At 45.8% G+C, this 18626-nt stretch carries 13 protein-coding genes and 1 pseudogene; 4 read left to right on the top strand and 10 right to left on the bottom strand.

From position 1 onward, the window contains the following. Positions 1–128: 128 nt before the first annotated feature. Entirely contained in the window at positions 129–1007 is an 879-nt protein-coding gene (locus AACT23_RS12975) for a LysR family transcriptional regulator (RefSeq protein WP_010319645.1), read from the top strand. Positions 1008–1226: 219 nt separating this feature from the next. Continuing rightward, on the top strand, positions 1227–2123 hold the full coding sequence (locus tag AACT23_RS12970) for a cation diffusion facilitator family transporter (RefSeq protein WP_017043151.1): 897 nt from the start codon (positions 1227–1229) through the stop codon (positions 2121–2123). A gap of 76 nt (positions 2124–2199) precedes the next feature. On the opposite strand, the gene yddG is transcribed toward AACT23_RS12970, so the two are convergent. The 4 genes from yddG to AACT23_RS12950 form a co-directional block, all read right to left on the bottom strand. Continuing rightward, on the bottom strand, positions 2200–3114 hold the full coding sequence (gene yddG / locus AACT23_RS12965) for an aromatic amino acid DMT transporter YddG (protein ID WP_017048186.1): 915 nt from the start codon (positions 3112–3114) through the stop codon (positions 2200–2202). Further along, positions 3111–3710 (bottom strand): sugar O-acetyltransferase, encoded by a 600-nt coding sequence (locus AACT23_RS12960; RefSeq protein WP_176428604.1) that lies wholly within the window; start codon positions 3708–3710, stop codon positions 3111–3113. Before AACT23_RS12960 ends, yddG begins: the two co-directional genes overlap by 4 nt. A 171-nt stretch (positions 3711–3881) precedes the next feature. Next, positions 3882–4280 (bottom strand): OsmC family protein, encoded by a 399-nt coding sequence (locus AACT23_RS12955; RefSeq protein WP_026028900.1) that lies wholly within the window; start codon positions 4278–4280, stop codon positions 3882–3884. A gap of 30 nt (positions 4281–4310) precedes the next feature. Continuing rightward, positions 4311–5297: a Gfo/Idh/MocA family protein gene (locus AACT23_RS12950; protein ID WP_088733164.1), complete on the bottom strand. Its 987-nt coding sequence runs from the start codon at positions 5295–5297 to the stop codon at positions 4311–4313. Positions 5298–6146: 849 nt separating this feature from the next. Between AACT23_RS12950 and AACT23_RS12945 the strand changes: the two genes are divergently transcribed. Next, a complete protein-coding gene (locus AACT23_RS12945) occupies positions 6147–6590 on the top strand; it encodes a dCMP deaminase family protein (protein WP_010319355.1) in 444 nt (147 codons plus the stop codon). Positions 6591–6667: 77 nt separating this feature from the next. On the opposite strand, the gene copI is transcribed toward AACT23_RS12945, so the two are convergent. The 6 genes and pseudogenes from copI to AACT23_RS12915 all read right to left on the bottom strand — a co-directional run bounded on the left by copI (position 6668) and on the right by AACT23_RS12915 (position 16607). Further along, entirely contained in the window at positions 6668–7180 is a 513-nt protein-coding gene (gene copI, locus AACT23_RS12940; RefSeq protein WP_176428603.1) for a copper-resistant cuproprotein CopI, read from the bottom strand. A 76-nt stretch (positions 7181–7256) separates the two neighbouring features. After that, positions 7257–10385 (bottom strand): efflux RND transporter permease subunit, encoded by a 3129-nt coding sequence (locus AACT23_RS12935; protein WP_094126738.1) that lies wholly within the window; start codon positions 10383–10385, stop codon positions 7257–7259. Further along, positions 10382–11884, bottom strand: coding sequence for an efflux RND transporter periplasmic adaptor subunit (locus AACT23_RS12930; RefSeq protein WP_094126736.1), 1503 nt, complete (start codon positions 11882–11884; stop codon positions 10382–10384). The genes AACT23_RS12935 and AACT23_RS12930 overlap by 4 nt, the downstream gene beginning before the upstream one ends. 9 nt (positions 11885–11893) lie before the next feature. Further along, positions 11894–13329: pseudogene (locus tag AACT23_RS12925) on the bottom strand (TolC family protein). Between the two features lie 82 nt (positions 13330–13411). Next, positions 13412–13828, bottom strand: coding sequence for a hypothetical protein (locus tag AACT23_RS12920; RefSeq protein ID WP_094125608.1), 417 nt, complete (start codon positions 13826–13828; stop codon positions 13412–13414). A 112-nt stretch (positions 13829–13940) separates the two neighbouring features. Further along, positions 13941–16607 (bottom strand): ATP-binding protein, encoded by a 2667-nt coding sequence (locus tag AACT23_RS12915; protein WP_094126734.1) that lies wholly within the window; start codon positions 16605–16607, stop codon positions 13941–13943. A 515-nt stretch (positions 16608–17122) separates the two neighbouring features. Here AACT23_RS12915 and AACT23_RS12910 point away from each other — a divergent pair. Beyond that, complete coding sequence (locus tag AACT23_RS12910) at positions 17123–18565, top strand: glyceraldehyde-3-phosphate dehydrogenase (protein WP_013868411.1); 1443 nt, start codon at positions 17123–17125, stop codon at positions 18563–18565. The last annotated feature ends 61 nt before the right edge of the window (positions 18566–18626 follow it).

The following is an 18626-nucleotide window of genomic DNA, read 5'->3' as shown; positions in this document are numbered from 1 at the left end:
ATCTTGACTAAGAAATGATGAACTGGCTTTGATTGGCGAGAAAACCGTCAGTTGGTAGAAGAACATCAGATAGGCAGTGGTACTAAAATTGTTTATGATCAACCCATTATTGTGCCTTAGAGAACGTTATGAACCTTTCTCAAATTGAAGCATTTTTCTCTGTCGCGGACACAGGCTCAGTCTCCGAAGCGGCGCGACAATTAGAATGTAACCGAACCAAACTCAGTATGGCGATTAAAGCGTTGGAGAAAGAGCTCGATACCGCTCTTTTTGTTCGCACCGGTAACAACCTGACCTTATCTGAAGCGGGGAAAGCAATTTATAAAGATTGTGAAAGTGTTTTGGTGACCATTGCACGTATAAAACACACCTGTACGCAAATATCGCGGGGCTTCAACGCCGAGATGTGGATTGCCCGTGATGATTCTCTTCCTGATGCCTTGTGGCAAGATTTTGCACACCAGCTGAATAACCGTTTTCCCGCGACCTCGTTCAACCTTGTATTGGCTTCAAGCGGCGACTTAGCCAACTTGATTGCCACCCATCAAGTCGATTTTGCTTTTGGCGTCGATTACGAAAGAATCAACGACCCGCGGATCACTTATCAACCTTTGGGTAAAATCCGGATGATGTCGGTGTGCAAAAGTGACCACCCGCTAACTAAAATTTCGCGAGTCACCGACGAAGAACTGCGCAGAGCAATGCAAGCCGTGATGGTCTATTTAAACGAAAAAGATAACCCCGAATTACAACCTTTCTCTCGTCGCTACATTGGCTTCTCCAGTTTCGATTACATGCTCAATACCATCTTGACTGAGAATGCATGGGGCGTATTGCCAGAACCTTTAATTCGCCACTTCCTACGTGAACAAAAACTAACGGTGATTAAACACACCTACGGTCTCACTCAAGAAGATTACTGCATGTTTACGGCCACGGGCATGGCCGAACACCCTGGCATGAACTGGTTAGCCGATAAGTTGCGTGACTATTTGTTTGATTTTTAATTTTCGTTGTTTAGTTTCCAAGATGCCCACATTTCAAACAATCTAAAGCGAAGACAGTCAGCGTCAATTATCCTGACAGGCAAATAAACTCATAACCAATTGTTTTAATTAAAAATAAACTTACTTCCCAATATTCAAGCCAACGACCAATGCACTTAGAGATTGTCAAAACCGTGCTTTAAGCCAAAATAACAGCATGTTTTCAACAGGTAGTCTTTTATGTGTGCTCGAACAAGAAATAATGAAAATCGCATTTTGACGATTTCGGCCCTTTTAGCTTCTGGCTTTGCTGGTGGCGGACTTGTGGTTGGTATGCTTGTCGGTTCACTGGTTATCGTGTTTGACGGTGTGTATTCACTGGTTAGTTTGCTGTTAACATTATTGTCGCTGGTGGCGTCACGCTACATTCGTAAACCTTCTGACTCGACTTTTCCCTTTGGACGCGCGGTGCTAGAACCTGCGGTTATTGCTATCAAAGCCAGCGTTATTTTGTTAGTCGTGAGTTATTCGTTGTACTCGGCTGTCATGGCATTGTTTAGCGGTGGTCGAGAAGTGGATGCTTCTATCGCAACTGTTTTTGGCACAGTGAACGTGATTGGTTGTGCGATTGCGTGGTGGTTCATGGTCAACAAGAGTAAACGTTACTCTTCTGGTTTGATTGACGCTGAAGTAAAACAGTGGCAAATGGACACGCTATTAAGCGTCGCGGTAACGGTCGGCTTCATTGCCGCTTGGTTGATGACCTTGTCTCCTTGGGCAAAATATGCCGTCTATGCAGACCCAATCATGATGCTATTAATGTCGTTTTACTTTATCAAAGTGCCTTATGACATGCTTAAATCGGCAACACGTGAATTGTTGATGATGTCACCAAGCAAAGAGATTTGTAAAACCGTGGATCAAGGTGTCATTGCCGTAGGTGAAGAATCAGAGCAAGATATCGAGTTGACTGCGGTGACTAAAGTCGGTCATGAGCTGTGGGTCAATGTCGATATTCGCCCTGATGAGAATGAAATGATTGCACTCGAAGATATCGAAAGTACTCGTCGCTCGCTACATAAGCGTTTATCAAAGCTGCCATTCGTACTGCAATTAACCATGAACGTAGCTCGTTAATCAGTCTCAATTAAACGGAAAAAGCCCTCTCGTTCCCGAGAGGGCTTTTTTTATACATAGCAAAGCTGTTGCGATGTCAGGCTATTGGCATTTTCTCTTGCACCGTCGATTGACGTTCTCTGGTCGCCCACCAACAAATTAAAGAACCCATCGTCACCATAATCACACCTTGCCAAAAGCTTAGCCCAAGCGCTACACCTAAGATTAGCGATGAAAGCAAGGTTGAAATCACTGGCGTGAAATAAGAAAGAGTCGCCAATAGAACCATGTTGCCACGCAAGATTGCCACATTCCAAAGTGCATAACCGCTGCCCATCACCACACCCGTTAACGCTAAATTCAAGGTTGCTGGAACGGTAAACACTAAAGTGCTTTCGCTGCTAAGAAAATACTTAATCCAGAGGGCGATAGCAGTAGCCATAAAGAACAGGATAATGGCATTTTGTCCATTGGCTAACTGTTTGGTGATATTGCAATAAACAGCCCAAATAATCGCCCCGCCAAACGCCATGCTATAGGTTAAGGGATTAGTCGCAATATTGGCCGATATTTGCATCACCGAAAATCCACTATCACCAGTAATGGTCCAAGCAACCCCAACAAATGCGAGCGCAACGCTTGGATACACCAGAATATGGACGGGTTTACGGCTGAGAAATACCGCAAACAACACCGTCAAGGCTGGCCACAAATAGTTAATCACCGCCATCTCGAGCGCTTGATGGCGATCATTGGCCATACCTAACGCTAATGCTAAGCAGATTTCGTAGCTCACAAAAAGCGCGCCACCGATCAGAACATAACGCAGAGAAAAGTGTTTGAATTTAGGCACGCCCATGACAAGCATCAGAAATACTGAGCTCACAGTGTAAATCAGTGCCGCCCCACCAATTGGGCTAAATTGCTCGGTGACCGTTCTGATTAGCCCCAGTAGACAGCTCCACAGCAAGATAGCCGCAACACCAAATAGTGTATGTTTATGCTGCTTCAATGATGCCCTTCCTTAACTGAACTATGCAGGTCAGATGTTCCATTCATTTCTTTTAATGAACGGAGCACTCTCGCTGGTGTGCCTCCGACTAGGCTATCAGCTGGCACATCCTGATTGACCACTGAATTTGCCGCGACAACCGAACGCGCACCAATCGTGACTCCTTGATTAATCACAACGTTGCCACCAATCCATACGTCATCTTCAACCGTAATCGGCTTACAAAATGTTTCCCACAAGCGGCGGCTGCGATAATCCAAAGCATGCGCTGGTGTATAAAACTGGGTGTTAGGGCCAATCAAAACATGATTACCAATCGTGATTTTAGCGCCATCAAGCATAATGACATTCATGTTGATAAAGGTTTCATCACCAATGGAAATTGTTTCACCGAATTCACAATAGAAAGGAGGCTGCACCACACTTTGTTGGCCAATTTGACGATATAGCTGAGTTTGCAATTGATGGCGGGCTGTGGCATCGGCGCATTGGTTGATCTGCAACAGTAAATGTCCTGCTTTGCTACGAATGGCTTCCATTTCTGGGTCTGCACCGTCAAACACCATACCATTCATCATTTTTTCCATTTCGGTCATGAGCCGTTCCTCCTTATGCATCTAGTGTATTTAGACTACTTGGATAAACAAAAGAAAAAAGAGAAAAGCTCACTGTTTCACTTTCCTCTTTAATTTCAACCAACCTGTAACGCATAGGAAAAGGCAAGATCAGAGCATATCGCTTTTTCCTAGTTTTATTGATTGAATGGCTTAAACAATCGCCCAACTGTGAGTCATTGTGACACCTTTGCCTAACATTAAGCAGACAGAACAGTACTTTTCTAATGAATCGGCCGTCACTTTTTCAACGACATTAGGGTCAAGATCAACACCTGATACGTCGAAATGGATATTGACTAGCGTAAAAATCCGCGGTGCGGTTTCACGGCGCTCAGCCGTCAATTTGGCGTTACATGCAGTGACCTGTTGATTGGCCGATTTTAAGCCATCAACCACATCCACAGAGCTACAACCTCCCGCGGCCATAAGAACCATCTCCATCGGGCTAGGCGCGGTTGCACCACCACTGCCATCCATCACCACCGAATGACCAGATTGGGATTGGCCCAAGAACTTGAAATTTTCGACCCACTTTACTTCAGCTTGCATTATTTTTGCTCTCTTCTCTGTGCGATGAAACTACAGGTTATCGGTTGGAAAAATCACGCCCGTTTGGCGGCGTATTTCTGTCAATAATTTGGAAACGGTGAGTGAGCGTAATTTGCATTGCTCATCTATTGTCTTGTTCTGTATCTGATCTGCAAATTTGTGTGCTTCGTAGAACATGCGGTTGGCGTGTTGCTCAATACTCAGATCTTGGGTTTGACCACCACGGTTAATTCTCGTGATGCGGTTGCAGGTAGAGATCATCTCAACGTGCAGTGCGGCCTCTTCACCTTGAATTTCGCTCGGCAAATAGGAGTCACTGGTTTTTGAATGCATTAATAGCACATCAAAACCGTCATATCCTAAGATCACACTGCCGTTACCATCAACCCCCGTCTCCAGTAAATGCGCTTGGGCTTGTACCGATTTAGGCTCACCAAACAGTTCAATGGCTGAGCCCAAACAGTAATAACCAATATCCATGATCGAACCATTGGAGAACTCGGGCAAAAAGGTATTGGGCATCTCACCCTTGAGATATTTAGGGTAACGAGAGGAATACTGGCAGTAGCTGAGCACCGCTTTACGGATAGCGCCAATCTGCGATAGCTCTTGTTTGAGAACGGAAAAATTGGGCAAATGTGGGGTTATAAAGGCCTCGAATAATACTACGCCATGCTGTTTGGCAACTTGATACATCTGCTGTGCTAATGAGAAATCAGAAGCCAGCGGCTTCTCACAGATAACATGTTTGCCCGCTTGCATCATTTGAATCGACTGTGGACCATGCAGTACATTCGGGCTGGCGATGTACACGGCATCCACATTGTCACTCTCACCTAGGCTCTTAAGGTCAGTAAACAAAGCAGGAGCATCGTATTTTTCGGCAAATTGTTTCGCCCTGTCCAGCGAACGGGAATAAACCGCTACTAGCTGAAATTCCCCCGTTTTTAATGCCCCTTCGATAAATTGGTCAGTAATCCAGTTGGTTCCAATAACAGCTAAGCGAATCATCATCATATCCTTTCATTATTTTCACCTATTATCTGGAGTTACTCCGCAGGAAGCAATGTTAACCTCACCACTTATTATTTTCAGGTGGCCATTATTTTCAGGTAACCAAAATAAAGAAAACCCCACTAAGCTCTCGCTTAGTGGGGTTCCAGTTCTTACTCGCAGCAATCCAGCTACTGATAAGTGCTCCCTGCATCAATTCCTTGATAGTCTGCTGATTCCCTCAGCACATTCCCTTTCATCGCCTTCCTAGCGGTGTCCTTAACTCCGTCGTCCCGACAGATTTGTGCACTTTTCCTTTGCACCGTCCATTAACTTTCCTTGATAACCATCCTAGTTATTCAGCATCCAGCTAATGTCCTTCGCTATCCTTGCCGATCATTCTTCCTGAATTATCGAATCTTCGTCCTGAAGATGACCTATCCCTGGGTCTTTCCTGTTCCGTGTCCGCTTCCTGCTGACAACTTCAGATTACGGATTTCACTTTTTTCAGCAATCCCCCACCTGTTGTTTTTTCTCTACCAGAAAGACACCGAATGAAAATTATCATTTAAATTCAAATAATTACAGAAACTCAATCTCTTTTTATTGCATAGCGAAACGTTAAAGTCTCACGATACGTGTAAGAGATCTCTCACAAACTTAATCCTATAATTGCCTATCGCCGCAGCTAAGATACCCGCACGAAATGAGATAGAGCTCTCACTCTAATACTGATTGGCACGGCTGAATTCTGTTTAGAAATGAGAATTGCTCTAGACTAAGTGTGAGAAAACTAGGATATTAATGTCGATCTTAATCACATATCTCCCTCGCTACTGAGGAAATGCAAGAAAATCGTCAGAGGAACAACACATGATTTCGAAATGGGCACAGCGCTTTTACCAAATGGCAGAACTTGTTGGCTCTTGGAGTAAAGATCCCTCCACGCAAGTCGGCGCAGTGATCACTAAGCAAAATCGCATCGTTTCGGTTGGATTTAACGGTTACCCGCATGGTATTTCAGACAGTGCAGGCACCGATGATCGTGATATGAAATACCTCAAAACACTGCATGCTGAGGAAAATGCCATCCTATTTGCCAAGCGTGATTTGGATGGTTGCGAAATTTATGTGACACATTTTCCTTGCCCAAACTGTGCAGCAAAAATCATTCAAACTGGGATTTCCGCAGTACACTGCCCAGAGCAAACAGAAGACTTCTTATCCCGTTGGGGTGATAAGATCAAAGTCAGCCAAGATATGTTTTTACAAGCGGGTGTTAAAGTAAACTGGCTACCGCTCAGTGATTTGAAATAATTAATCAATGGTCAAAAAAACCGCCCTGCCAAATTGGAAGGGCGGTTTTTTCTTTTAACGAGTTAGCGTGACAACTTTTACTGAAGCTGAATTTTCTTAATCATCCCAGCTTCAGCATGGCCGGGTATATTGCAGGCGAACTCAACATTATTATCACCATGGAAGTGCCATAACAGTTGTTTCGCTTTACCCGGTGCCACGGTGACGGCACTGCCGCCATCGTGTTTATGATTGCCCATTTGGCGCATCATTTCTCGGTGTTTTAGCTGCTCGGCGGCTGAACCAATCGAAAATTCGTGGTCAATTTTGCCCGTGTTCATGACAACAAATTGCACCACGTCATTCGGTTCGATGTTGACCTCTTTTTTGAAGGTGATTTTCATGTCATCCGAGAGTAAAACATGCACCACTTTATCGGGTTTTGCTCCTTTAGCAGGCATGCCGACTTCTGACATGTCATCCATCGCCATGTTCATCGTGTCTGTTTGCTTCATCACCATGCTGCCATGATCCATTTTGCTATGATCCATTTCAGCCATGACAGAAGAGGTGAATAACGCTAGTGAAAGTGTGATTAGTGTTTTTTTCATTTTGATTTTCCTTAAATTCATCCAGTGACTATTTATTTTCCGATTAGTGCTTAGCTTTTACTTTGCCAGCTGCACGCTATTTGAGTGTTGCGATTTCACGGTTTTTCCATAACTTGAATACCGCAGGTAGAACCAATAATGTGAGCAATAGTGCTGAAGCCATGCCTCCAATCATGGGGGCGGCAATGCGCTGCATTACCTCCGAACCAGTTCCCGTGCCATACATAATCGGGATCAGGCCAATAATAACTGTCAGTACCGTCATCATGACTGGGCGTACGCGCTGTCCTGCTCCTTCGCCAATAGCATTGATGAGATCTTGGCTGTCAATGACCGCACCATTTTCTTGCGCATCAATTTTTTTGTAGTGCCAAGCTTGGTTTAAATAAACCAGCATGATCACACCAATTTCTACCGCAACGCCTGAAAGTGCAATAAAGCCCACCCCCACGGCGATTGAAAAGTTGTAGCCAAGGTAGTGCATCAACCACACGCCACCCACCATCGCCAGCGGCAATGTCGCCATAATGATCAACACTTCTCCGATTCGACGGAAACTGAAATAGAGTAGCAACATGATGATTGCGATCGTGATCGGTGCGACGACACTCAAGCGTGCTTTTGCTCGCTCCATGTATTCATATTGACCAGACCATACGAGAGAATATCCCGCTGGCAGCTGTAATTGCTCCGCTACCGCTTGTTGCGCCTCTGCCACATATGAACCGAGATCGCGTCCATCAATATCGACAAAGACCCAGCCGTTTGGCCGTGCGTTTTCGGTTTTGATCATTGGCGGGCCGTCTTCGTAGCGAATATCAGCCACATCGGCCAAGGCCAAACGTGCACCGTTTTGAGTCACCAAAGGTAAGTTTTGCAGCTTCACTACCGAATCACGGTAATCTTGCGGGTAACGTACATTGATCGGGTAACGCTCTAACCCCTCAATGGTTTCCCCTACATTCATGCCCCCCACTGCGGTTGAAACCACTTGTTGCACATCTTTAATGCTTAGCCCATAGCGCGCCGCTTGTAACCGATTGATGTCTATCGTTACATAACGTCCACCAACCACACGTTCAGCATAAACCGATGCTGTGCCTTGAACGCGGTTAAGGATAGGTTCAAGTTGCGCACCGATGGTTTCAATCTGTTTGAGATCGGGACCCGCGATCTTGATACCAATCGGCGTTTTGATCCCTGTGGCTAACATATCAATGCGTGTTTTGATTGGCATCACCCACGCGTTGGTTAACCCCGGAAATTGCACTAAACTGTCAAACTCCTTGCGTAGCGATTCTGTAGTTACGCCTTCACGCCATTGATCGCGAGGTTTAAGTTGGATCACCGTTTCAATCATGGTTAAGGGCGCGGGATCGGTTGCGGTTTCTGCACGCCCCATTTTGCCCCACACGGTTTTGACCTCTGGTACGGTTTTGATGAGTTTATTGGTTTGCTGCAATAGCTCACGCGCCTTACCAATAGAGATCCCCGGATAGGTTGTCGGCATGTACATGAGATCGCCTTCATCTAATGGCGGAATAAACTCACTGCCTAATTTGCTCATTGGGTAATAAGCGGAAGCCATTAATGCCAAAGCCAATACAATCATGCTTTTGGGATAACGCAAACTCAGGTTGAGTAGTGGACGATAAAGTGCCACAAGCCCTTTATTGATAGGATTTTTGTGCTCGGAAATAATATTGCCACGAACAAAATAGCCCATAAGAACAGGGACGAGCGTGATCGCTAAACCTGCGGCGGCGGCCATGGCATACGTTTTAGTAAACGCCAATGGCGAGAACATCTTGCCTTCTTGGCCTTCGAGTGCGAAGACGGGCACAAAACTTAACGTAATGATAAGTAGTGAGAAAAATAGTGGCGCACCGACTTCTTCAGCGGCTTTGCCAATCACCTGCCAGCGATTTTTGTCGGTCAGTGGGGTGCGTTCAATATGTTTATGCACATTTTCGATCATCACAATCGCCCCATCGACCATAGCACCGATAGCAATGGCGATCCCCCCAAGTGACATGATGTTGGCGTTGATGCCTTGCCAGTGCATCACAATAAACGCCGACAAAATGCCCACAGGCAAACTCAAAGCAATCACTAATGATGAGCGGATATGGAATAAAAACAGCGCACACACGACCGCAACGACAATGAACTCTTCTGCTAGCTTATGCCAAAGATTTTCAACGGCTTGATTGATCAAGGTTGAACGATCATAAGTGGCAACAATTTCGACACCTTCCGGTAAGCTGCGTTGGAGATCAGTCAATTTCGCTTTGACGTCATCAATCACTTGGCTAGCATTTTCACCAAAACGCATCACGATCACACCTCCAACCGCTTCTCCTTCACCGTTAAACTCAGAAATACCACGACGCATTTGTGGGCCAAGGTTAATATCCGCCACATCACCTAACAATAATGGCGTTCCTTTATCGGTCACTTTCAGTGGTAGTGCTTTAATGTCATCAATGCTAGTCAGATAGCCGCTGGTGCGTACCATGTGTTCGGCTTCCGCAACCTCAATCACTGACGCTCCCGACTCTTGGTTACCATTTTGGATCGCCGCATTGATTTGTTGTAAAGTCAGGTTATAAGCGCGTAGCTTTGCCGGATCAATTTGCACTTGATACTGCTTAACCATGCCGCCAACGGTAGCCACTTCGGAGACACCATTCACCGTTTGCAGCTCGTACTTCAAAAACCAATCTTGCAAACTGCGTAGCTGCGCAAGATCGTGTTGGCCGGTTTTATCTTGCAGTACATAACTGTAGATCCAGCCAACCCCCGTAGCATCCGGCCCCAAGGTTGGTTTGGCATTGGGTGGCAGTTTTGGCGTCACTTGGCTTAGATATTCCAATACCCGCGAGCGAGCCCAATACATATCGGTTTTATCATCAAAGATGATGTAGACGTAGGAATCACCGAAGAATGAATAGCCACGGACCGTTTCTGCCCCCGGAACGGCAAGCATCGCCGTTGTGAGCGGGTAAGTGACCTGATCTTCCACTACCTGCGGCGCTTGGCCGGGATAGCTGGTTTTGATGATCACTTGCACATCTGAGAGATCCGGTAAAGCATCAACAGGCGTGTTCTTTACACTGTAAAGTCCGCCCAAAGTGAGAAACAGAGCCGCCACCAACACCAAAAAACGGTTATTGATCGACCAACGAATAATCGCACCAATCATTGTTGACCTCCTAACGTTTCTGCGGCGGTAATGTTCGTCTCACTACTTTCCTGCTCACTCGCTTCCAGTGCTTTTAGTACATATTCGTCACCCTGCTTTGCCACTAGAAATCGAACCCTTTGCCCTTCAGCAAATAAGCTGAGATCAAACTCCTCCTCAACCGTGAAGTTCATCTGCCCCGCTTGCCAGCCCCATTTACTTACCGGTTTATAGTTAAGTGTGAGCATCCCGAAATCAGCCATAAGCGTACTGATGTCTCCCGTTAACCAAGCTTCATTGGCAGCTTCCACTCCATTAATACGTGATAAATCAGCACTTTGACTCGACTCTGAATCCAACAGAAAATGTGCCGACGTGACGACCGTGTCTTGCTCCGTTAACCCTTGTAAAACTTCAAGGCGCTCGCCTGCTTCGCGGCCAACTTCAACCCTTGCTGAACGGTATTTGCCATTTCCTTCAGCAAGTACGACTCGCGTCATGCCGCCCGAATGAATGACTGCTGATTTAGGAATGGTGAGCACCGCTTGTTGCGATACGGGCTGCAAAGCGATGTTGGCGAACATGTTAGGCTTCAACTCCCCCTTCGGATTGAGAAATTTCAAACGCATACGCAGCGTTCGGGTTTTCGGATCCAAAATGGGATAGACGTAATCTATCTTCCCTTGCCACTCCTTGCCGGGAATAGCATCCAGTGTCATTGACGCTAAACTACCCGACGTAATCCAATGTGCTTGGCGCTCGAATACCTCAGCATCAACCCACACTTCGTTTAAAGGACCTGCGCTTATCACCGCTTGCGCTGGCGATAAGTAACCCCCTTCGCGAATATTCAAACTCGCAATCACCCCATCAGCAATGGCTTTGACCTCTATCGATTGAGTGGCTTTGCCTCGAGCGATAATCTGTCTGATCTGTGCACGATCAACCCCCAGTGAAACCAAACGCTCGGTTGCGCCTTTCAGTAAACTTTCACGGCTGGCTCGATGAGCATTTAACAGCTCCTCCTGCGCTTTAACCAGCTCCGGTGAGTAGAGCGTAAATAAGACATCGCCTTTACGAACCTGCTCTCCAACCGCATTAATGTTCAGTTTTTCAACCCAACCAGCAACGCGAACGTTCGTTTGCCACAATAAACTGTCATCAAATGCAATGTAGCCCACTGTCTCAATGCGTGGAGATAACTGCGCAAACACCACGGGTTCCGTTTTCACACCCAAGTTATTTTCGACCGCAGCACTGATGGTCACCGTGCCACTCTTCTCTTGTGCTTGCGTCGGCGATTCGGTGTACACAGGGATGAGGTCCATCCCCATCGGTGACTTACCCGGTTTATCGCGTTTATAGTTTGGGTCCATCGGCGCAACCCAGTACAGCGGTTCAGACATCGCATTGGTTGAGTTCATTGCCTCCATATCATGACCAGACAGGTATTGATTGATACTAAACCCCAGTAATCCACCTATCGCTAAGGAAAGTACGGCTATGTTTAATGGTTTCATTGAGTTCTCCTACTTTTCTACAGGCGTAAGTGTTTCTAAAGAGGTAAGTGAAGGGGCAATAGCTTGAAAATCGAACCCATTTAATAGATAAGCGAGGTTACTTTTGGTTAGGTTTAAATCGGTCATTAGGCGTACTTGCTCTAATTGCAGCGCTAGTTCATCGCTGGCGGCACTGACGACATCATTAAACTGGGAGGTATTGTTTTCATAGCCTCTCTCAACCGCTTGAGTGCGGGCTTTCGCTTGCGTTAATAAGGTGGTTTGATAGCGCGATAAACGCTGTTCGAGGTTCATTTTATCAACCAATAAGGCATTCACTTTGGCGTTCATCTGCGCCAATAGAACATCGCGCTGTGATTTAGCCGCGCCCACTTGATATTGCGCCGCAGCGTGGTTTCTATCTTGGCGGCTCCCCGTAAACAGCGGGATATCCATGGTGAGATAAGCACTGACCATATCGGCTGCGGGTCCGCCTTGCATGCTGTTTGCTTGACGATAGGCGTACATCACTTCCACACCAAACTGAGGTTGATAGGCCGTTTGTGCTATTTCGACTTGCGTTTGGTTGGTGTGAATTGCCGCGTTTGGTTGGTGTGAATTGCCGCTTCTGCTATGCCGACCATCGGGTGAGTGACCAATAAAGCATAGTGAGTGGTGCTGCCATTAATGGCAGCCAATTGCACTTCCAAACGGGACCAGTTCACTGACTCTTCAGCGGCTAACATAGGCTGTTCAACCAACCAAGCGCTACCTAACCATTCGGATAATTGCGACACAATGCGTTGCTGCATTTGTTGATTGGCTTGTAATTTTTCGTCCAATTTGGAAACTTGTAACTGCGCTTGCAGCAGATCTTGCGCTTCGCTTTTACCTAATGAATAGTTCGTTTCAATAAAACCAGCCAGCTCACGCATTAAGGTTTGGTTTGCCCGCACGATACGTTCAGCGCGTTGTTGGTAGCCTAACTCTAACCATAATTGAGTCATGCTGTTTGCCACTTCCAACTCACGTAAATTAACCTGAAGCGCAACACCAGTGGCTTGTTGCTTTGCTTTTTTCGCTTGTAATGCCAAGCTTGAACCCCGTTCAAACTGCTGCATTAAGCCCACAGAAATGTTAGTCATAGAATCTTCATCAAACTTAAAACTATCAATGGGCAAACCACCAAAGCCAACTTTGATCTTAGGATCCATCAGGGTTGAGCTGGCCATTCCAGTTTCTTGTATTGCTTGAGACTGAGCAAAATATTGCTTGCGGACGGCATCATTCGATAATGCAGCGTCAATCAGCTGAGCTAATTGTTTTGCATGCGAATCTGGCTGAGCCATCGCGGCTTGTGGGGCTGCATTCACCATCAAGGGGAATGACAAAACGCCCACTATACTGATCGACCAAGCGATCACAGAGAGTTTAAGGTTCACAATAAAATTCCATCTTTCATGCATCGCAAAAGGTTGAGATGCAACAGAGAGTCACGAACCTAGTTAAAGGTCGCACAAACACGCCATAGGCGTAATGAAAGGGAAATTAAACGATAGGGGGACGGTAAAGTGAGCGAGCTACCATCACAATGCCACGCGTTGCTTCTGCATTGATCAACAATAAAACCGCGTGAGGTGTGAAGGGTTGGTGTTCAGTGATAAAGAAAGCTAACGTGGTCATGCACATGACGCTACAACAGGAATCAACACCTTGGTCGCTGTGATCGATACAATCGTTACTCATCGCTGATGAAGTCATGTCACTTGCATCGGAATCATGGTGCGCAGCGTTCATATTTGAGCAGTGTTGCGGCGGGTTTGCATCGTCAGTCACTGAATGGGATACAGCCGAAGTCGGTGACATTGTGATCGCCATTAAAGGTGCACTAGACACTAAGCTTGAAGCAAGCAGCGTCATCATCACCAACATGGAAACCCAAATTGTATGCAGCGAAAGTTGCATATCCAATATCACTATCTGACTGAAAACTCTCACAGACTAAAGCTTGCCCTAGGGGTAAGGTCAATTAATTTAAATTTCGAAAATCGATAAAAATAGCGATTAGGCTATCTTCTCAAGAGTTCGCCACTTGCAGATCGCTAAAAATATCAAAAAGTTGCTTGGATTTATAAGGTTTGGGCAAATACGCATCCATGCCCGCGTCAAAGCAGCTTTTAATATCCTCCTCCAAAACGCTGGCGGTTAAGGCGATAATGGGTAATTTTTCAACGCCTTGCTCTTTTTCCCATTCGCGGATTTTCTTAGTCGCGGTTAAGCCATCCATCACTGGCATCATGCAGTCCATTAACACCGCAGCAAAATGACCACCTTGGGTGATGGCATCTACCGCTTCTTGCCCGTTGTTGGCCACCACATAACCAATCCCTGCCTTTTCAAGGAAAAAGCTGGCGATTTTTTGGTTCATCAAATTGTCTTCAACAATCAAAATACGCTTATGATTGCACTTTAAGTAGTCTAACTGACTCTCCTCGACTGACGTTAAAGCCGTCTCTGTATCGGCCACTAATGCTTTGAGGGCACGTTCAAAACGCGCCCCTAAAAAAGGCAACGTGATACTTGCCTGCGCAAGATGAATTGCGTCTTTGTTGACGAACAAGTGATGCTGCAGAACCACTATTTTTGCACTTGAAAAATGCTCACGCAGCGCAATGAGATCCGATTGCACGCTGTGGCTTAAGCTTTGGCAATATAAAATACAGACGGCACTAAGCCCACTCTTGACTGCTTGTTCAACATCACGTGCTTCATTGAGTTGAATCCCCCATTGAACGCATTCACGCCGAATAGCGGATGAGTAGTTAGACATATTGGTAATTAACAACGCCTGCGTGGCAAGAGGCTCAACTTGCGGCTGATCTTCGGCAACCTCAATCGGGACGACAAATTCAAAGCAGCTACCTAAGCCTTTAGTGGACTGTACATGAATGTCACCCTGCATCAGATCAACTAATTGACGGCAGATAGCCAACCCTAACCCAGTCCCACCAAAACGACGGGTAATACTGCTATCTTCTTGAATAAATGGATCAAAAATCGTGTTCAACATCTCTTTATCGATGCCACTTCCCGTATCGGATACAGCAAAACGTATCGAGATTATATCGCCCGTTTCTAAGGTTAAACCCGTGTTGACATAACCATCTTTGGTAAATTTCACCGCATTGGACAACAAGTTCATCAAGACCTGCTTCAGACGATATTCATCCGCGATGATAAAACGAGGTAATGCAGGGTCGAGATAAATATTAAGCTCAATATGCTGGCTCAACGCTTTCGCGTTCACCAAGTTCACCGTGTCGTATACCAATTCAGCGAGTTCAAAGCGATGCGGAGCAAGCTCCAAGTTGCCTGATTCAATTTTAGATAAATCGAGAATATCGTTAATCAAGATCAGCAACGCTTGCGAAGAGGTATCAATATCGGCCAGGATTTCACGCTCATTCCCCGTAAACTCGCTGCGTGACAATATTTCAGTCATACCGATAATGCCATTAAGAGGCGTTCGGATCTCATGCGACATATTGGCTAAGAACGCGCTTTTGGCTCGATTAGCGGCAATTGCCGCTTCCTTTGTTTCCACCAAAGCACTCTCGTACTGTTGCTGTTTCTCAATAATATGGTTGAGATTGATTGTAAAACGGGAAAACTCATCTTTGCCATCAATCGGGATCTGTTCAATGCCGTTCTGCTTTTCACGCAATCGACTCATGGTATTGATGATCCGCTTGAGCTTTGACGAGATGCGAGATGAGGTACTTGCTCCTAGCACAAACAGCAGCGCCAACACGGCTAACAGCGATGCCGATATACTTAACATACCCATTTTTTCTTGCTGGAGACGCACATTCAGTTGAGCCGATAAGTGTTGGTTGACACTTTGCACCAGTTTATCTATCGCCAAGTAACGCTCTTCCACATTTTTGACATAAGAAGCTAATGCTTGAGGATCGGCTTCATTACTAACGATTTTTTCGCGAATCAAGGCGGCTTGGCGAAATTCAGGTTGCGTAAACAACTGCACCAGTTGTTCGAGTTGAGCGCCGTTATCAATGATACGTTCGAAGTATTGTTGCTGGCGCTCAACAGCTTGAAAGTATTCTGTTTGTCGAGATTGAAACACCTCTTGATCCATGGTTAATTCTTTGATTAACCACGCCTCTTTTTGCACCCAAAATGCCAACCAATGCAGGTCGCTATACACCAGATCCAAGGTATGAATATCAACAGGCGCAAGAAAACTGTTGGTTTTTTGCAGCTCGGCCATCACTTCATACAAAAGATTAAATACTTGGCGGCCTAATTCTAGGGTCTCGCTTTGTGAGGCCGACGGCAACTCATCCAACAAATGGTGAAGGTCAAGCACACGGTTTTCTATCAATGTACGGTTGCTTTTACTCCCAAAATGACTATTTGTAGAACCTGTATCCAGCACAATTTTATCCAGCGATTCTGCTAGCTCCTGCTTGAGCTGCGGCCGAGAGTCCTCGCTATTTTCGCTGCGCAGCTGCGCACTGAGCAAGGTATAAAAAAGGGCTGAACTGGTGGTGACCTGATTAATTGCTCCAATCTTTTGGTTCAACACATGGTATGTGTCTAAACGGCTTTCAAATGGGAGGAATAGACGCCATGCCACAGCCAGAATAACCAGTGTTGGAATGAGGCAGAGTAAGAACAAGCGTGCCTTAATTGAGAAGTGGGTAAGTATTACCATTGTTATCATCCTTGGAAGTAATACATCCTAGCCAATGGTTAAATAGTAGACGTTATTTTATGCGTCTGCGCTCTTATTAAGATAAAACCAGCGCGGTAACTAAAGCGTTGCGCGTCACGATTCATCCAATAAGCGTAATGGTGAATTAACCGAAAACTCACCATATTTTAAGATAACAATTTGAATCTAATCTCATTTTTATGAAAAAGAAAAAACCTCAGGCATCAAATATTTGAAGCAGACCATTATCATCACAAAATAAGTCGCGACTTTAGAATTTGTCAATATCTCTAACCACCGCCAAAAACCACTCAATACGCTGATTTTTACCTAGTTTTCAGTAAAAAATGTCGTCATTATTTTTGCTAGCAGAATAACCATTCCACATTTACAATCCGGCCACATAAAAACAACAATAAACATCGACTTGTATCTCAGCACAGATGACCGTGCAAGATACGCGTTCACCAGCCCTACACTGTGAACATTACTGCTTAACATAACGTGAAAGGTCCCAAGTCAATATGAGCCCAGAGAAACATCTCTCAGACTGGCAAGCCAGCCAAACGATTGCTGAATCTATGTCTCCCCTCATCGGTCAGCTTTATCGCCAACAAGGTGTTGAAGTGGTTTTATTTGGAAAAACACTCATCAACGCCACCACCATTGATATCATCAAAGCACATCGCGTTGTCCGTCGCTACACGGGCGAGGCGCTTTCAACCCAGCAAACGATGCCGATTTTACAAAAGTTGACCACGCTTGCTCTGTCGCCATGTCGTATCGACATTGGCCAACTTGCTCATCAATTTTGGCAACAACATGATGATGAACATGGCCTTGAGGATTACCTGCTAACGGCGCTTAATGGTGCGTTGAATGGTGAAACACTCAGTGAGCCTAAGGATGTGGTGCTGTACGGTTTTGGTCGTATTGGTCGCTTGCTGACTCGTCTTTTGATAGAAAAAAGTGGCCCGGGCTATCCACTGCGCTTGCGAGCGATTGTCGTTCGTGGGGGTAAAGCAGGAGATTTAGAAAAACGGGCAAGCTTGCTACGCCGTGACTCAGTTCATGGCCAGTTTAACGGCAGCATCATCATCGATGAGGCTCGCAAGGCCATTATTGCCAACGGCAATTATATCCAAATCATCTACGCCAATAAGCCACAAGAGGTTGATTATTCACACTATGGTATTCATAACGCGTTAGTGGTCGACAATACTGGTGTTTGGCGTGATAGCGAAGGGCTTAGTCAACACTTGAACTGTCAAGGGGCAAGCAAGGTGCTGCTGACAGCACCCGGCAAAGGTGAGATTAAAAATATCGTGTTCGGCGTAAACCACGCTGATATTCAGCCCGAAGACACCATTATCTCAGCCGCCAGTTGCACCACCAACGCTATCACACCGGTATTGAAAGCAATTCATGATCAATATGGCGTACTTTCTGGCCATATCGAAACGGTGCACTCTTTTACTAATGATCAAAACCTTATCGACAATTTCCATTCAGGTGAACGACGTGGCCGCAGCGCATCGCTCAACATGGTGTTAACCTCAACGGGTGCCGCCAAAGCGGTTGCCAAAGCGTTACCTGAACTCGCTGGTAAGTTAACCGGTAATGCGATTCGTGTCCCCACGCCAAACGTGTCGATGGCCGTGGCTAACCTCAACTTAGCCAATGCAGTGAATAAGCAAGATCTCAACGCATATCTACGTGAAATGGCGCTTAACTCGCCACTTTCAGCGCAAATTGATTACACCGACTCAACAGAAATTGTCTCCAGTGATTTGGTTGGCTCTCGCCATGCTGGTGTAGTTGATGGCGCAGCGACGATCGCTCAAGACAACCGCTGCGTGCTCTACATTTGGTATGACAATGAATTTGGCTACAGCGGCCAAGTTGTACATTGTATGGAGCAGATGATGGGCGTTCGTTACCGAACTTTCCCAGCTATAGCCCAGTAAACGGCTTAATATTGTTTTTATCTCCACAACATAATAATAGTGAGTGTTTATCTCACCTCCC

The organism is Vibrio sp. V09_P4A23P171 (assembly GCF_963875615.1).
GTDB classification, from domain to species: Bacteria; Pseudomonadota; Gammaproteobacteria; order Enterobacterales; family Vibrionaceae; genus Vibrio; species Vibrio anguillarum.
The sequence above is the reverse complement of the archived record's forward strand: the minus strand, read 5'-3'. Positions and strand labels throughout refer to the sequence as shown.

What these genes read in the sequence shown, in the direction of transcription:
- AACT23_RS12960 (WP_176428604.1), bottom strand. Translation starts at nt 3,710, where the DNA reads ATGACCGAAATGGAAAAAATGATGAATGGTATGGTGTTTGACGGTGCA.
- AACT23_RS12975 (WP_010319645.1), top strand. Translation starts at nt 129, where the DNA reads ATGAACCTTTCTCAAATTGAAGCATTTTTCTCTGTCGCGGACACAGGC.
- copI (WP_176428603.1), bottom strand. Translation starts at nt 7,180, where the DNA reads ATGAAAAAAACACTAATCACACTTTCACTAGCGTTATTCACCTCTTCT.
- AACT23_RS12930 (WP_094126736.1), bottom strand. Translation starts at nt 11,884, where the DNA reads ATGAAACCATTAAACATAGCCGTACTTTCCTTAGCGATAGGTGGATTA.
- AACT23_RS12910 (WP_013868411.1), top strand. Translation starts at nt 17,123, where the DNA reads ATGAGCCCAGAGAAACATCTCTCAGACTGGCAAGCCAGCCAAACGATT.
- AACT23_RS12920 (WP_094125608.1), bottom strand. Translation starts at nt 13,828, where the DNA reads ATGCAACTTTCGCTGCATACAATTTGGGTTTCCATGTTGGTGATGATG.
- AACT23_RS12970 (WP_017043151.1), top strand. Translation starts at nt 1,227, where the DNA reads ATGTGTGCTCGAACAAGAAATAATGAAAATCGCATTTTGACGATTTCG.
- AACT23_RS12945 (WP_010319355.1), top strand. Translation starts at nt 6,147, where the DNA reads ATGATTTCGAAATGGGCACAGCGCTTTTACCAAATGGCAGAACTTGTT.
- AACT23_RS12935 (WP_094126738.1), bottom strand. Translation starts at nt 10,385, where the DNA reads ATGATTGGTGCGATTATTCGTTGGTCGATCAATAACCGTTTTTTGGTG.
- AACT23_RS12915 (WP_094126734.1), bottom strand. Translation starts at nt 16,607, where the DNA reads ATGATAACAATGGTAATACTTACCCACTTCTCAATTAAGGCACGCTTG.
- AACT23_RS12955 (WP_026028900.1), bottom strand. Translation starts at nt 4,280, where the DNA reads ATGCAAGCTGAAGTAAAGTGGGTCGAAAATTTCAAGTTCTTGGGCCAA.
- AACT23_RS12950 (WP_088733164.1), bottom strand. Translation starts at nt 5,297, where the DNA reads ATGATGATGATTCGCTTAGCTGTTATTGGAACCAACTGGATTACTGAC.